Below are 15637 nucleotides of genomic sequence, written 5' to 3' on the forward strand. Positions count from 1 at the left end.
GATTATCCACAGGCCGCCGCGACGGCACAGTCGGAAAACGCGCCAGACAATGCGGCAGGCACATCGAGACAGCCGCGGTCCGCACTGGCCAGTTCGCGTCGGCTCAGAGGTGCGTGAGGGGAACCCTGAGGGAATCAGATTTCCCCTCACGCACCTCCACCGCGGCCAAACCGAGGCCATCACAGATGCGGCCGGACAACCCGCCCCAGCCACTCCGCGGCAGCCCGCGCCACCGCGTCCAAATCGCCGGCCAGCGTGTGGTCCCCCGCCACCATGACGACCTCATGATGCGGAGCCGCCGAAGGCCGCCCGAACGGGTCCCGCTCACCCTGGATCACCAGTGCGGGGACCTCGACCGCGTCCAACTCGGCTTGCCGCGACTTCTCCGGCTTCCCCGGCGGATGTTCCGGAAAAGCCAGGCAGAGCACCGCGACCGCCTGCCCGGCCGAAGCTGTCCGGCAGGCGACCCTGGCTCCGGAAGAACGACCGCCGAACACCAGCGGCAAATCGTCGAACCGGGCGGAGATCTCGTCCGCCACCGTCAGCCACGCCGTGTCCAGCTGCTTGGCCGGGGCCGGAGCCCGGCGGCCGGCCACCCGGTACGGCTGTTCCACCAGCGCCACATGCGTCCCGGCCGCCTTCGCCGCCTGGGCTACCGCGACGAGGTCCTTCGCCCCGATGCCGCCGCCCGCGCCGTGGCCGAGCAGCAGCACCGCGTCGCCGTCGGGCGCGCAATGCAGTTCGACTCGCGCGAGCCCGTGTTCGGTGTCGATCTCAAGCGTGGTCATGGCAGGTCGAACAGCGAGTCGACGGGTTGCTCGGTTTCCGTGCGCCGCAGCAGTTCCGGGCCGTTGTTGCGGACGTTGTTCACCAGGCTCGACACCGGCCGCAGCTCCAGCGCTTCCACGACCTCGGGCGAGGTCGGCACCATCAGTTCGTCCACTTCGGAGCGGTCCGGGTCGAGCCAGCCCGCCCAGTGCTCGTGCGGCACGATCAGCGGCATCCGGTGGTGGACGTCGGTGAGCTGCCCCTCGGCGTCCGTCGTCAGGATCGAGAAGGTGATCAGCGGTTCGGCGCCGGCGTCGTCCTTCGGCCGCCAGCTTTCCCAGATTCCGCCTAAGGCGAGCGATTTTCCGGAGGGATCCGTCATGTAGAACGGCTCCTTCTCCTTGCCGGTGCGCCGCCACTCGAACCAGCCGTCGGCGGGAACGAGGCAGCGCCGCGACGCCAGCGCGCGCTTGAACGCGGGCTTCTCCTTCGCGGTTTCCGCACGGGTGTTGATCATCCGCGAACCCGCCGAAGGATCCTTGGCCCAGAACGGAACCAGGCCCCACCGCATGATCCGCAGCGAGCGCTCCGCCGGTTCGTCTTCCAGGACGAGCCCCTCGGCGTCGCGGGGATGCCGCTGCACCACGGTCACCACGTTCTTGGTCGGCGCGACGTTGTGGTCCGCTCGCGCCCGGCCCTCGGTCAGGTCGACCGCGGCGAACTCCTCGACCAGCTTCGCCGGGTCTTTCGTCGCGGCGTAACGGCCGCACATGCCAACCTCCTCGGGGTGCCTCGGGTGCCATCGTCGCACGCAAACCGGGCCCGGCGCGACTGGCATGGGATCATTCGACCAGGCAAAGGGCGACCGGGAGGACGTGGGCGGCTTGGGGCGAGGCGACTGGAGGCGGCTGGACGAATCCGACGTGCGGGTGCGTCCCGGCAAGGGCACCAGGCCACGCAGCAAGCGCAGGCCCGAGCACGCCGACGCGGTCACCGCGATGGTGATCGGCAAGGACCGCGGCCGCTGGACGTGCGCGGTCGACGCCGATCCGGGGCACGTCGTGATGGCCATGCGAGCCCGCGAAATGGGCCGCGTGTCGGTGGTCGTCGGAGACCTGGTCGCGCTGGTCGGCGACGTGTCCGGACGGCCGGACACGCTCGCCAGGATCGTCCGCGTCGACGAGCGCACCAGCGTGCTGCGCCGCACCGCCGACGACACCGACCCGTACGAACGCGTGGTCGTCGCCAACGCCGCGCAACTGCTGATCGTCACCTCGCTGGCCGATCCCCTTCCCCGCCCCGGATTCATCGACCGCTGCCTCGTCGCGTGCTACGCGGGCGGCCTGGAACCCGTGCTGTGCCTGACCAAAGCCGACCTCGCCAGCCCGGATTCGCTGCTCGCCGGCTATGCGGGCCTCGACGTCCCGGCCATCGTCACCCGGCACGACGAGGAACCCGAGGGCCTGCGCGAACGCCTCGCCGGCCGGACCACCGCCCTCGTCGGACACTCCGGAGTCGGCAAGTCGACATTGGTCAACCGCCTGGTGCCCGCCGCCGAACTGGCGACCGGCGACGTCAGCTCGGTCGGCAAGGGACGGCACACCTCGGTCGCCGCGGTGGCGCTGCCGCTGGCGGGCGGCGGCTGGGTGGTCGACACCCCCGGCGTCCGGTCCTTCGGGCTCGCGCACGTGACCGCGGACGACATCGTGAACGCCTTCGAGGAGTTCGCCGAGGCCGCCGAGGAATGCCCGCCGAACTGCGGCCACCTCGGCCCGCCCGAGGACCCGGACTGCGCGCTGGACGACGTGGTCGCCGACGGAAACGCCGGAGCGGAGCGGCTGGCTTCGCTGCGCAGGCTCCTGGTGTCGCGCTCGGGCGGCAGCGGGGACATCCGCACCGAATCGTGACCTGAATGGCGTAACCCCTGGCGTCGGCCGCCGATACGGAGTGCGACAGCATTCAAGTCCAGGGGGAAATCCATGCGGCTCCGTGGTGGCGCCGCGGCCGTTTGCGCCGCGCTCACGCTGGCTGGATGCGGCGCGCCCGCGGCGTCGGCGGCGAAGCCGTTCACCGATGCCGGATCGCTCGCCGCGGCCGTCCGCCAGAGCCTCGGCAAGACCGGCACGGTGCGGCTGGTCATGTCCGAAGAGAGCGGCACGAAAGCGACCGAAGTCGAGGTCGGCCTCCTCTACAACGGCCCGCACACCGCGGTCGACCTGCGCCTGTCCAACGGCAGCGAAATGCGCATGGCCGGCGAGACGCTGTTCTTCAAGCCGCCCAGCGCACAGCCCGACCAGCTCGGCTCCGCTCGCCGGTGGATCCGGTTCTTCCCGCTCGCCGCCGACATCTACTCCAGGGCGTTCTGGACGCTCGCGAAGCAAACCGCCGAGCAGACCGACCCGCTGCGCACCGTCGACCAGCTCGGCCAAGCCGGCGAACTGACCGGGTCGGAGCAGGTCCAACTCGACGGCCGCAAGCTCACGCACTACCGCGCGCGGCTTGATTTCGACCGGGTCTCGAACCATCTGATCGGATTCATCGCCGACGAGTCGCAGTACCGGATCCGGTCGCGACTGGCCGGAAAGGGGGTCCGGATCCCGCTGGACCTGTGGCTCGACGACTATCAGCGGCCGGTCAAGGTCACCCTGGACGAACGGCCCATGACCCGGTTCGACCCCGACGTGACCGGCTCCGTGCTGACCGTGCAGTACCGCCGCTGGGGCACTCCGGTCGAGGTCGCGGCTCCGGCTGCGGAACTGGTGGACAACCTGGGCGGATAAGATAAACCGGAAGAAACCTCTCCGGCGGAGGGAACCTTTTCCCGCCGGACAGCGTCACAGGAGCAACCTCGCGGAGTCACCCCGCCAGTGGCCCGCGCGCCGGAACGCAAGGACGCGGCCTCATGGCCGGCCGGCGACAACGCAGGTGAAAGACCGATTCCTTCCTAGGGGGAGAACGATGCGCAAGACCACGACGTTCGCTGTCGCCGCCGGTGCGGCGCTGGCGCTGGTGCTGACCGGCTGCGGCTCGAGCGCCGAGAACGGCACCGCGGCCCCGGCCGGGCAGTCCAAGGACGGCGGGTCCGGCCTGGCGTCGCCGTTCAGCGACGCGCTCAAGCTGGCCGACGCGGCCAAGCAGGGTACGGAGAAGGCCAAGTCGGCGAAGATGTCGATGGACATGTCCATGGGCGGCCAGTCGATGAAGGCCGAGGGTTCGATGCGCTTCGACGGCGAGAACTCCGCCATGACGATGACCATGGACTCCCCGCAGGGCGCCACCGAGATGCGCTACGTCGACAAGACCCTCTACATGAAGGTCCCGGCCGCGCAGGCCAAGCAGTTCGGCACCGACAAGCCGTGGCTGAAGATCTCGCCGGACGCCACCGACCCGATGTCGCAGTCGTTCAGCAAGGCGATGGCGCAGTCGACCCAGCAGAGCGACCCGACGCAGATCCTCGACCAGGTCTCCAAGACCGGCCAGATCATCGGGGCCGACCAGGTCGACCTGAACGGCGAGAAGGTCAACCACTACAAGGTCGAACTGGACGTCAGCAAGTCCATCGAGACCTACGCCAAGGGCCAGCCCGCCGAGGTCCAGGAGCAGATGAAGAAGATGCTCGCGGGCAAGAACATCAAGATCCCGGCCGAGATCTGGATCGACAAGGACCAGCTTCCGCTGCAGGTCACCATGGACCAGTCCGAGATGATGAAGTCGCTCGGCGCGTCGACGGGTTCGGGCGCCGCCGCTGCCGCGGGCGGCAAGATCACCGTCAAGTACACCGACTGGGGCAAGCCGGTCGACGTGGCCGCGCCTGCCGCCGACCAGGTCACCGACTTCGGCGAGATCATGAAGAAGCTGGGGCACTGATCCCTTCGGCTTTTCGCGGGCCCCGAGCCATTCCGGCTCGGGGCCCGTTTTTAGGCGCTACTGCCAGTAGCACGCGTTCCCCCGAACGGGGCGGACCCGCCCGTTGTGCTTGGCTTGAGGCACTTACGGCCGGTCAGAGAGGGTTTTGGGATGCGCAGGACGGCCGTGACGGGTGTCGCCGCGCTGCTGGCGATTGCCTCGGCGGGTTGCTCCAGCGCTCCCGAACCGCAGCGCTTCACCGACGCCCGCGCGCTCGCCGACGCCGCGTCGGCCGCGACTTTGGCCGGGCACACCGCGAAGTTCACCGCTGACGTCACCACCGGCACCCTCGTGTCCCACGGGCAGGGCCAGGCGAAATTCGCCCCTTCCGGAACCTCGCTGTCGATGACGACGGACTACGTCGGCGAGCCGCTCGAACTGCGCCTGGTGGACAAGACGCTGTACGCGAAGGTCCCGGAAAGCGCGCGCGACCAGGTCAGCGACCACAAAGCGTGGGTGAAGGTGTCGCCCGAGGGCACCGATCCGCTCTCGCAGGTGCTAGGCGGCAGCCTGGCGCAACTGGCCGAGCAGAACGACCCAGCGCGCACCCTGACGCAGGTCCGCACGGCCGGGACGGTGGCCTCCAGCGAGGAAACCACCCTCGACGGCGCCCCGGCCGAGCACTATCACCTGACCGTCGACCTGGCGAAACTCGGCTCCGAACTGCCTGGCGGCCTGCCCGCCGAAGCGCTGACCCGGCTCGGCGACCGCGGCAAGACGGTCCCGTTCGACCTCTGGCTCGATCCGCAGCACCGGCCGATGCAGCTGGTCCTGGACCTGACGCCGGTCATGCAGGCCACCGGACAGACCGGCGTCGCCACGGTCAAGGCGCGCTACACGGACTGGAACTCCCCGGTCACGGTCAACGCTCCCGCCCCGGCCGACATCGGCACCCTCACCGGCGGCTGAAGTCTCGCGAGTGGGTTATGCCGGTTAGGGCGCACCGTGTTCCGGCTGCCTACGGACCCAACCGTCTCACCTTGGGTGCGTCACATGCACCCGAGGTGGCATTGAGGTTTTCTCGGTAGCGGGGGGCGAGGTCGTCCCCTGGTCGTGGGGGTGCGGTCTGGCTGGTGCGCCCGTCTGTGAGGGGCCCCTCGGTCCGGGCGGTGCTGCGCAGCGCGGTAGCGAGACCGGGTGTAGCGGCTACCGAGGAGGTCTCGATGGGGCGGTCCGGTTGAACGTGCTGGAGAGGGTTGGAACCGCGATAAACACTCACGACACCCCGCGCGCCCACACCAGGCGTGCCCCCTCAGACCGCTAGAGCAGTTCGAGCAGGAAGGGCAGCTCCTGCAGTGCGTACCAGGCCAGCTCGTGGTCCTCGGCGTCGCCGAGGGTGAACTCGGCGTCCTCGTCGCCCAGGTCGGCGGCGTCGATCACCGCTGCCGCGGCGGCCACCGCGTCCTCCGCCTCGGTCGAGTCCACGTGGATCGCCGCGATCTGGGACTTCGGCACCGGACCGGCGAGGCGCACGACGGCCGCGTCCAGATCCGGCCGCAGCGTCGCGTCGTCGACGTCCACCGAAACCACGGCTCGCCGCGGTTCGGCCTTTTCCTCAGCGGCGATCAGGCGCAGCGAAGCACGGGCCGCCTCCAGCAAAGCCGCGTATTCCAGTTCCTCGTCGGAACCGCTCGCATACGCCTCGCGCAGGGCGGGCGTCAGCGCGAAACCGGTGCCGCTGCGAGCGCGGAACTCGCCAGTGGCCTCCAGATCGCGCAGCATCGCGATCGTCGCAGGCAGATAAACCCTCACCAATGCGCACCCTTCAGCTCTTCCAGTGCTTCTTCGATCATCCCGCCGAGCAGCCCGACGTCGAACGCGGCCTTGCGGTCGCCGTTGAGTCCGAAGTAGACACCGCCGTGGTAGGAGGTGACCCCGATCGCCAGCGCCTGCGTGCGCATCAGCGGCATCACCGGGAACATCTCCACCAGTCTCGCCTCTCCGGCGTACATCGGCACCTGCGGCCCCGGCGAATTCGTGATCATCAGGTTGAAAATCCGCCCGGACAGCGATCCGCCCGCCCGCGCGCCGAGCGAATGCAGCGTCGCCGGCGCGAACCCGCTCACCTTCAGCAACCCGCGCGCGGCCACCGATCTTCCCGAATCCAGGTGCTCGGCCATCGCGTGACCGAGGTGCTGCAGCCGCAGCACCGCGCTCGGCTCGCCGACCGGCAGGTCGACCAGATAGGCCGCGACCTGGTTGCCGACCAGCGCGGGCGTGGCGAACTCGGCGGTTTCGGCGTCGGTGACCGCCAGCGGCACGAGCGCGCGCACGGTCTCGGTCGGCGTGAGGTTCTCCCCGCGTGACAGCAGCCATTCCCGCAGCGCACCGGTGATCGCGGCCAGGATGACGTCGTTGACCGTACCGCCGTGGTCCGCGCGGATCTTGCGGAAATCCTCCAGCCGCGTGCGCACGACCGAGAACACGCGGCCGCCGGAAACCCGGACGTTCAACGGCCCGGACGGAGCGGGCCGCGTGATGGTCGCCGCGACACCACCGAGCGTCTCGACAGCCTTGCTCACCGTGGTCACCGCATCACCGGCGATCGCGCGCACGTTTTCGATCAGCTCGCCGGGGCGTTGCACGGTCTCGCTCATCGCGTCGAGCACCAGTTGCGCACGGCTGGGCTCGCGCCGCGGCGCCCACATGTCCTCGAACGGCTCGGGCGGTTCGGCAGTCTCGTCGAGGATGAGCTGGCCGAGGTCGATCGTGCCGACACCGTCCACAACGGACTGGTGCGTTTTCGTCACCATCGCGACCCGGTCGCCCGCCAGCCCCTCGACGAAATACGCTTCCCACAACGGACGTTCCGGCGCGAGCCGCCGCGACATCAGCCGCGCGACCAGGTCGAACAGCTGGTCGTCGCTGCCCGGCTGGGGCAGCGCGGAACGGCGGACGTGGTAGTTCAGGTCGAAGTCGACGTCGTCCACCCACACCGGGCGCGCGAGGTGCCCCGGCACGCCGAGCACGCGCTGGCGGTAGCGGGGCAGGAACGCCAGCCGCGCGCCGACGAGGTCGAGCACCTGCTCGTAGGAGAACCCGGACGACGGCCGTTCGAAGATCGCCACGCCCCCGACGTGCATCGGCGTCGTCTGGTCCTCGACGTACAGGAACGAGGCGTCCAGCGCGGACAGGCGGTCGGGCATGAGCCGATCCTTACACAATGCGAGACTGACCGGTGTGGGTGATGAGCTGGCGGGTTCGCCGAAAGACCGCTTCCTGACCGTATACGGGCGCAAGCCCGTGCTGGAGGCGCTGGGCGATCCGGACCTGCGCGTGGACAAGGTGATCCTCGCCGACACCGCGCGCGGTCCCGCCGCCGCGGAGATTCAGCGCGCCGCGAAAGCCGCCGGGGTACCGGTGCAGCGAGCGAGCGCACACCGGGTGAAAGTGCTGGCCGGCAACGGAAAACAGGACCAGGGCGTACTGGCCGACGTCGTCGCGCCGCGAATGCGCGCCCTCGCCGCGGCCCTCGACGACCGCCGCCCGCCCGCCCGGCTGCTGCTCCTGGACGGCATCACCACGCCGGCCAACGTCGGAATGATCCTGCGCACCGCGACGGCCGCCGGGCTGTCGGGCGTGATCGTGCCGCGCCGGGGCGTCGCCGCGCTGGATCCGATGGTGGTGAAATCCTCGGCAGGCGTTGCCTTCCGGGCACCGGTGCTGCGCTGTGGATCGGCGCGAGAGGCGGCGGAAATGCTGGTGGAGGCCGGGTACAGCCTGTTCGCGCTCGGTGCCTCAGCGTCGAGGTCAGTGTTCGACGCAGAGCTGCCGCAGCGTTCGGCGTTCGTGCTGGGCGGGGAAACCGAAGGCGTCGGCGAGGCTGTTGCCGAGCTGGTCACCGAGTGGCTGTCGATCCCGATGCCCGGCGACGTCGAATCACTGAACGTCTCCGCCGCGGCTGCTGTGCTGTCGTTCGAACTGGTGCGGCGCGGGGTCAGCTGAACAACGCCGCCAGCTCGTCCAGCGTTTCGGCGATGGTGCGGTGCTGCACGCCGACCATGCCCGCAGCCACCGCCCCGCGCACGTTGCGCTCGGCGTCGTCCACGAACACACACCGGGGCGCGGCCAGCCCGATCCGTTCCGCCGCGACCAGGTAGATCTCGCGGTTCGGCTTGGCGACGCCGACCTCGCCGGAGAAGACGAGCGCGTCAAAGTATTGCGCCAGCTCGGTTTTCACCCCAGGAGCGGCTCCAGGCGCGTTCGAGACCAGTGCGGTGCGGGTACCGTTCGCGCGGGCGTCGCGGAGGTATTCGTAGAGCAGCGCGGCGTCCGGGTCGGTCAGCACTCCGGCGTAGTCGACGAGCAAACCTTTCAGCACTTCGCCAGCCTATCTGCTTGTTCGGAGCCCCTGCGGCGAGACGAGCCACCGGGTTTCGCTCCCGCGACCGGCCGGACCACGCCCATCGACCAGGTACAGCTTCGCGCGCCACGACGCTGCGCCCGCTGCTGAGAGAACCCCATTGAGGCTTTCTCGGCGGACAGTGCGGTGTGCGTTGCGGCAATTCGGACAGGACGGATTCCCGAGAAGCAGTCCCGCGCGGGATTCAAGTCATCACCTCCGGTACGCCGCTCAACGTGGCACGCGAACTGACCGGGTTCGTCGCGGGCCTCCTGCCGCGAGCAGGTCAAAACTTCACCCCGCAGTCCACAGTCCGCTCGCCCTACCCGAATCGGCCAGGCAGTCCTCCCCCTTAGCGCATCAGGCACATACCGTCTGCGCCAATCTGCCCTTTTCGCCGGATCAGGCACTCACCGTCCCATCACCCGGCCGCAGGACGCACTAATCCGCGGGTGGACGTCCATGTTTCGGGGAGGGAACTCAATGACGAACCACAGCCTCCGGCCGCTGGCCGCGGTCCCGGAGGTCAAGGGCCGACGTACGCATCGGCGCAGCCGGTGGCCCTCGCCCTACGATCTGCCGCCTGCCGGGCATCGGCTGTCGCGGCTCGCCGACCCGCCTACCGGGCAGCGGCTCAGCCAACGGCTCAACGCCATCCTCGAAGTCCTCGCCGGGCGACGCTCGGCCGGGCAGATCCGTCCGCTCGTGGACGAGGCGTTGTTTTCCCGGCTCAGCAGTCAAGGGCTGATGCCGGGCATCCGCCATCACGTCGCCGGGGAGTTGCGGGTCTGCCGTCCGACCGAGACCGTGCTGGAGACCAGCACGATCATCCATTCCGGACCTCGGGTGCTGGCGCTGGCGGCCCGGTTCGAGCGCACGCGGACGGGGTGGGTGTGCACGCGGTTTCACGTGCTCGCGCCGCGCGCCGAGATCGCACAGGCGGGTCGGCCCTCGGTGGCCTGAACCCGATTGGGACAGACGTCCTCAACATCAGGACACTGAGCCTATATCGAGTCCACTGGGGAACTGAAAAAGAACGGCAGCACGAGCGCTCTCGTGCTGCCGTTCCCGGTCAAACCATCCACAGTGGACGGCGTCAGCGACGCGGTCCCTTCTTGCCCTTCTTCGCCTGTGCCCGCTCAGCGGCCCGGCGTTCGCGGCGGGTGCCGCCCGCGGACCCGGCGTCCGCGTCGTTCGCGCTGTCCGAATGGGACTCGACACCGCCGCCCTCGGAGGGGCCGGACATCGTCAGCCCGGATTGGACACCGCCGCCGATTCCCTTGCCGCGCAAGGCGGACGGGACCGAATCGGAGTCAGTGGCCGGGGGCTGCGGCGGGGCCGGGCGGGCGTGCTTGCCCTCGTCCTCGCCCTGGTTGCCGAAGGCGCCCGCCGCCGCGGCGGTCGCGGACGTGACGCCGCCCGGGAGCGCCGACGGTTCCGGCTGCTGCACGGTTTCCGGCTCCGCGCGCTCGACCTGAAGATTGAACAGGAAGCCGACGGCCTCCTCCTTCAGCGAGTCGAGCATCGCGCGGAACATGTCGAAGCCCTCGCGCTGGTACTCGATCAGCGGGTCGCGCTGCGCGAGCGCCCGCATGCCGATGCCCTCCTTGAGATAGTCCATCTCGTAGAGGTGCTCGCGCCACTTGCGGTCCAGCACGGTGAGCATGACCTGGCGCTCGAGGCGGCGCATCGAGCCTTCCTCGCCGACCAGTTCGTCGATCTCGGCCTCGCGCTTGGCGTAGGCGTCGAGCGCGTCGTCGACCAGCGCCTGGCTGAGCGATTCCGCGTCGAGGTCGCCGTCCTCGATCAGGTCGTCCCAGTCGAGGCTGACCGGGTACAGCGTCTTCAGCGCGGTCCACAGCTGCTCGTGGTCCCAGTCCTCGGCGTACCCCTGGGAGGTCGCGCCCGAGACGTACGCCTTCACCACGTCGATGATCATGTGCTCGATCTGCTCGCGCAGGTCCTCGCCCTCAAGCACGCGGTGCCGCTCGGCGTAGATCACCTTGCGCTGCTCGTTCATGACCTCGTCGTACTTGAGGACGTTCTTGCGGGTCTCCATGTTGAGCTGCTCGACCTGGGTCTGCGCGCTCTTGATCGCCTTGGAGACCATCTTGTGCTCGATCGGCACGTCGTCCGGCAGCCGCATCGTGGTCATGATGCGTTCGACCAGCACCGCGTTGAACCGGCGCATCAGGTCGTCGCCCAGCGACAGGTAGAACCGCGATTCGCCGGGGTCGCCCTGCCGTCCGGAACGACCGCGCAGCTGATTGTCGATGCGCCGCGATTCGTGCCGCTCGGTGCCGAGCACGTAGAGCCCGCCCGCCTCGCGGACGACGTCGGCTTCGGCCAGCGCCTCTTCCTTGATCTCCTCAAGCACCTTCGGCCAGGCGGCCTCGTACTCCTCGGAGTGCTCGACCGGGTCGAGACCGCGCTCGCGCAGCACCTCGTCGGCCATGATGTCCGGGTTGCCGCCGAGCACGATGTCGGTACCGCGGCCCGCCATGTTGGTGGCGACGGTGACCTGGCCCTTCTTGCCCGCGCGCGCGACGATCAGCGCTTCCTTGTTGTGGTACTTCGCGTTCAGCACCTCGTGCGGCACGCCGAGCTTGAGCAGCAGCTTCGACAGGTGCTCGGACTTCTCCACGCTCGTCGTGCCGACCAGCACCGGCTGGCCCTTTTCGTGCCGCTCGGCGATGTCCTCGGCGACGGCCTCGAACTTGGCCTGCTCGTTCTTGTAGATCAGGTCGGCGCGGTCCGCGCGGACCATCGGCCGGTTCGTCGGGATCGGCACCACGCCGAGCTTGTAGGTCTGGTGGAACTCCGCGGCCTCGGTCTCGGCGGTACCGGTCATGCCGGCCAGCTTCTTGTAGAGCCGGAAGTAGTTCTGCAGCGTGATCGTGGCGAGCGTCTGGTTCTCCGCCTTGATCTCGACGCCTTCCTTGGCCTCGATCGCCTGGTGCATGCCCTCGTTGTACCGGCGGCCCACCAGGATGCGCCCGGTGAACTCGTCGACGATCATGACCTCGCCGTCGCGGACGATGTAGTCCTTGTCCTTGTGGTAGAGCTCCTTGACCTTCAAGGCGTTGTTCAAGTAGCCGACCAGCGGGGTGTTCGCCGCCTCGTAGAGGTTCTCGATGCCGAGCTGGTCCTCGACGAACCGGACGCCCTTCTCGGTGACCGCGACGGTGCGCTTGCGGACGTCGGTCTCGTAGTGGTACTTCGAGTTGATCAGGTTGGCCTTCTCGACCCGCTCGCGCGTGCCCATCGTGGTGGTGTCGATGCCCTGCATCAGCGGCGCGAGCCGGGCGAACTCGACGTACCACCGCGACGACTGGTCCGCCGGGCCGGAGATGATCAGCGGGGTGCGCGCCTCGTCGATGAGGATCGAGTCGACCTCGTCGACGATCGCGAAGTTGTGCCCGCGCTGCACGCACTCGTCGAGCGACCAGGTCATGTTGTCGCGCAGGTAGTCGAAGCCGAACTCGTTGTTCGTGCCGTAGGTGACGTCGGCGTTGTAGTGCTTGCGGCGCTCCTGCGGGTCCTGCTCGGCGATGATGACGCCGACCTCGAGCCCGAGGAAGCGGTGGATGCGGCCCATCCACTCGGCGTCGCGCTTGGCGAGGTAGTCGTTGGTGGTGACGACGTGCACCCCGTCCCCGGGGATGGCGTTCAGGTAGGCCGCGAGGACGCAGGTCAGCGTCTTGCCCTCGCCGGTCTTCATCTCGGCGACCTGGCCGAGGTGCAGCGCGGCCCCGCCCATGAGCTGGACGTCGTACGGCCGCTGGCCGAGCACCCGGTGCGCGGCTTCCCTGGCGACGGCGAACGCCTCCGGCAGCAGCTCGTCCAGGGATTCGCCCTTGCCGTACCGCTCGCGGAACTCGTCGGTCTTGGCCCGCAGCTCGGCGTCCGACAGGTCCTTCACGTCGTCTTCGAGGGTGTTGATGTGATCGGCGATGTTGCGCAGCCGCTTCACCATCTTGCCCTCGCCCGCGCGGAGCAGGCGGTTCAGCACCATCCGGTCGACCTCACTAGCTGATCATGATCGCGCCCAGGCCGTTCCCGGGCAGTAAATCGCCACGGCTGGCGCCCGTGTGCGCCGCCGCCGTCTCCCCCATCGTAGGGAACGCGGGCTGGTCCGCGCACGCACGTCGTCGCAGAAGGTCACGGAGGTGTGCACAGGTCCCGACGAAGGTCGTGCCTCGGGTCGTGCTCCGGGCACACCGGCGGCCCGCACGCGTTCGCGTGCGGGCCGCCGGTGCGGTTGTCCCGGACTGGATCAGCCCAGCCGGATCACGCCGTAGTCGAAGCCCTTTCGCCGGTAGACGACGCTCGGCCGGCCCGCCTCGGAGTCGTTGAACAGGTAGAAGTCGTGGCCGACCAGCTCCATCTCGTAGAGAGCCTGGTCCACCGTCATGGGGTCCGCGTCGTGTTGCTTCTCGCGGACGACGCGGCCGGGCTGATGGCCCAGGTCCTCGTCCTCCCAGCGCCCCTGCCGGGGAATGTCGCCCGCACTCGTCGCCGCGAAACCGTTCACCATGGGTTCGGTCGCGTCGGGTGCGTCCAGGACGGCCGTGCCCATCGCGGGCCCGGCGACGGCATCGGATCCGCCGGCCATCGACGTCGCCTCGGCGACCGACTCCGGACGGCTGCGTCCGTAATGCACGCGCCTGCGGTCGTGTGTCCGCCGGAGCCGGTTTTCCAGCTTGGTGACGGCGGAGTCGAGCGCTGCGTAGAAGTCGGCCGCGCTCGCTTCGGAGCGGACAGCCGGACCGCGGCCCTTCCCGGTGATCTCGACGCGCTGGCAGCTCTTGGCCTGCCTGCGGTTGGGCTCGTGGAAGAGTTCCACTTCGTAGCGGATGACCTTCTTGTCGTAGCGCTCAAGGCGGGCCAGCTTTTCGCTGACAAGCGCCCGGTAATGCGCGGGCACCTCCACGTTGCGGCCCTTAACGACGATGTCCATACACGACCTCCCTCGCTGAGGAAACTGCGAGCTGTTGTGTTCTCACGGCACCGGTACTGAACGGCTACTGCACGGATTCGGCGGGCTGATAAAGAATTCGCGACCGGGTCACGACGTCTCGTGGCGGTAGCGCGAACGCGGACTCAGCGGGCCGCCGGCGCCAGGGACATGGGCTGCACACCTCCCTGCCTGCGGGTATTGCTGATAGCGGAGCACGTTAGCTTCATCACGCCGTCCGCAACAGCCCCCGAGCCGGGGGATGTCACGATCCGGGAACTCGTCACGGGGCGCAGTGAATCATGCGTGCGCAGCCCGGAACCGCCGCTCGGAAGGCCGAGCGCGCGTGCCCAAGTTTCACGCGGACGGCTCAACAAAGCGGCACCTCGGACGCCGAGGGTGACCGGCCCCTCCGGCGCAGCCGCCACCTCGGTGGACTGCCCCGTCGCGGGGGTGGTTCCGGCCTTGACCCTCATGCCCGGACAACGGGCGGCGACGGCAGGAGGTTCCCTCTTGACGTCACTCGTGTAGGTGACGCCTGGCGGTAGTGGGTGCTCGAACGCGAGTGGCCTCCCTGGTGAGAAAGCGGGCGGAAGTTTTCGGGCGGACGGTTTTTGGAATCGTTCCGTTTTGGCCGGGTGCGGAGTGGACGATCGGTTTCCGCGTAACCGGATTTCGGTTTCCAGGGCCGCTGCCCCGGCGATCCGGAGCCGATCGTGGAGCGCTTCCGGTGGCACGCAAGGCTCGGATGCGCAGGCGGCCGGGACGCGGCCGGGTTTCGGACGCGGGACACGCTCTGCCTGGTAACCGGATTTCGGTTCCCGAGACCACAGAACTCGGATGCGCAGACAGCCAGGGACCCGGCCAGGTCTCGAACACGGGACACGCTCTGCCTGGTAACCCGATTCCGGTTCCCGAGACCACAGAACTCGGATGCGCAGACAGCCAGGGACCCGGCCAGGTCTCGAACGCGAGACACGCTGCCTTTCAGACTGTCGCCAGCAGGGCGAGTACCGCCACCACCGGCACGCCCGCGTTTTTCAACGCCGTGACGCATGCGGCGGACGTGGCGCCTGTGGTGATCACGTCGTCCACCACCACGACCCGCGTACCCGGCGGCGGACGGCCGGCCGCGGCGAACCGCAGCCGTCCCTCCAGATTGGCCGTCCGTTCCGCCCGGCTCAGCCCGACCGCGTCCCGTCCGCCCTTCAGCACCAGGGCAGGCGCGACATACGCCCCCGCCAGCCGAGCGGCTTCCGACGCGATTCGCTGGACGTGCGGACCTCCGCGCACCCGCGAAGCGATCCGCCGGCTCGGTGCCGGTACGAGACACCACGGACTGGCGCGAGGACCACCGGAAGGCAACGCCATCAGCCCAGCCGCCAGCACTCGGCCCAAAAACGGGGCCACGTCCCGACGGCGGCGTTCCTTGCCGGCGATCAAGGTCCGCTTGGCGACGCCCGCGTAACGAGCCAAGGCATAGGCCGGGACCAAGGTCGCCAGCGGCGCGCGAAACACCGCAGTGGGGGACCCCCACGTCGTGAAGCATCCGGCGCACACAGGCGCGCCACGGGTCGCACAGCCCGCACAGTAGGTCGGCAGGAGCAGGTTCAACAGCAGTCTCAGCAACATGACTCCGAGTGTGCACCCGAGCACCGACAGTT

The 15637-nt window shown here is 69.1% G+C and carries 13 protein-coding genes and 1 pseudogene; 6 read left to right on the forward strand and 8 right to left on the reverse strand.

Going from position 1 to position 15637, the window contains the following annotated elements; translation table 11 throughout:
* Positions 1–179: 179 nt before the first annotated feature.
* On the reverse strand, positions 180–788 hold the full coding sequence (locus tag BM362_RS13045) for an alpha/beta hydrolase family protein (protein ID WP_067576052.1): 609 nt from the start codon (positions 786–788) through the stop codon (positions 180–182).
* Positions 785–1540, reverse strand: a complete 756-nt coding sequence (locus BM362_RS13050) for an SOS response-associated peptidase (protein WP_093573257.1) — start codon at positions 1538–1540, stop codon at positions 785–787. Before BM362_RS13050 ends, BM362_RS13045 begins: the two co-directional genes overlap by 4 nt.
* 64 nt (positions 1541–1604) lie before the next feature.
* Between BM362_RS13050 and rsgA the strand changes: the two genes are divergently transcribed.
* The 4 genes from rsgA (at position 1605) to BM362_RS13070 (ending at position 5583) form a co-directional block, all read left to right on the forward strand.
* Positions 1605–2675 carry a ribosome small subunit-dependent GTPase A gene (gene rsgA / locus BM362_RS13055; protein WP_369805801.1) on the forward strand — a complete coding sequence of 357 codons (1071 nt, stop codon included), beginning with the start codon at positions 1605–1607 and terminating at the stop codon, positions 2673–2675.
* 72 nt (positions 2676–2747) lie between these two features.
* Positions 2748–3548, forward strand: coding sequence for an SCO4651 family lipoprotein (locus tag BM362_RS13060; protein WP_093573258.1), 801 nt, complete (start codon positions 2748–2750; stop codon positions 3546–3548).
* Between the two features lie 178 nt (positions 3549–3726).
* Positions 3727–4635, forward strand: coding sequence for an SCO4651 family lipoprotein (locus BM362_RS13065; RefSeq protein WP_067576046.1), 909 nt, complete (start codon positions 3727–3729; stop codon positions 4633–4635).
* 150 nt (positions 4636–4785) lie between these two features.
* On the forward strand, positions 4786–5583 hold the full coding sequence (locus BM362_RS13070; RefSeq protein WP_093573260.1) for an SCO4651 family lipoprotein: 798 nt from the start codon (positions 4786–4788) through the stop codon (positions 5581–5583).
* A 351-nt stretch (positions 5584–5934) separates the two neighbouring features.
* On the opposite strand, the gene BM362_RS13075 is transcribed toward BM362_RS13070, so the two are convergent.
* A complete protein-coding gene (locus BM362_RS13075) occupies positions 5935–6426 on the reverse strand; it encodes a DUF6912 family protein (protein WP_093573261.1) in 492 nt (163 codons plus the stop codon).
* Positions 6423–7820 (reverse strand): WS/DGAT/MGAT family O-acyltransferase, encoded by a 1398-nt coding sequence (locus tag BM362_RS13080; protein WP_067576042.1) that lies wholly within the window; start codon positions 7818–7820, stop codon positions 6423–6425. The genes BM362_RS13075 and BM362_RS13080 overlap by 4 nt, the downstream gene beginning before the upstream one ends.
* Before the next feature lie 34 nt (positions 7821–7854).
* On the opposite strand from BM362_RS13080, the gene BM362_RS13085 reads away from it, so the two are divergent.
* A complete protein-coding gene (locus BM362_RS13085; protein WP_067576039.1) occupies positions 7855–8619 on the forward strand; it encodes a TrmH family RNA methyltransferase in 765 nt (254 codons plus the stop codon).
* Here the strand turns inward: BM362_RS13085 and BM362_RS13090 are convergent.
* Positions 8612–8995 carry an HAD-IA family hydrolase gene (locus tag BM362_RS13090; RefSeq protein ID WP_067576037.1) on the reverse strand — a complete coding sequence of 128 codons (384 nt, stop codon included), beginning with the start codon at positions 8993–8995 and terminating at the stop codon, positions 8612–8614. The genes BM362_RS13085 and BM362_RS13090 overlap by 8 nt on opposite strands.
* 504 nt (positions 8996–9499) lie before the next feature.
* Between BM362_RS13090 and BM362_RS13095 the strand changes: the two genes are divergently transcribed.
* On the forward strand, positions 9500–9979 hold the full coding sequence (locus BM362_RS13095) for an Rv3235 family protein (RefSeq protein WP_198545140.1): 480 nt from the start codon (positions 9500–9502) through the stop codon (positions 9977–9979).
* 496 nt (positions 9980–10475) lie between these two features.
* On the opposite strand, the pseudogene secA reads toward BM362_RS13095, so the two are convergent.
* The 3 genes and pseudogenes from secA to BM362_RS13110 form a co-directional block, all read right to left on the reverse strand.
* Positions 10476–13031 (reverse strand): annotated as a pseudogene (secA, locus tag BM362_RS13100) (preprotein translocase subunit SecA); the annotation flags it as partial.
* Between the two features lie 261 nt (positions 13032–13292).
* Complete coding sequence (gene hpf / locus BM362_RS13105; protein WP_067576031.1) at positions 13293–13976, reverse strand: ribosome hibernation-promoting factor, HPF/YfiA family; 684 nt, start codon at positions 13974–13976, stop codon at positions 13293–13295.
* A gap of 984 nt (positions 13977–14960) precedes the next feature.
* The gene (locus tag BM362_RS13110) at positions 14961–15605 is read right to left on the reverse strand and encodes a ComF family protein (protein WP_093573439.1); all 645 of its coding nucleotides are present in this window, start codon (positions 15603–15605) and stop codon (positions 14961–14963) included.
* Positions 15606–15637: the final 32 nt, after the last annotated feature.

This window comes from Amycolatopsis rubida (assembly GCF_900115345.1).
Classification (GTDB): Bacteria; Actinomycetota; Actinomycetes; order Mycobacteriales; family Pseudonocardiaceae; genus Amycolatopsis; species Amycolatopsis rubida.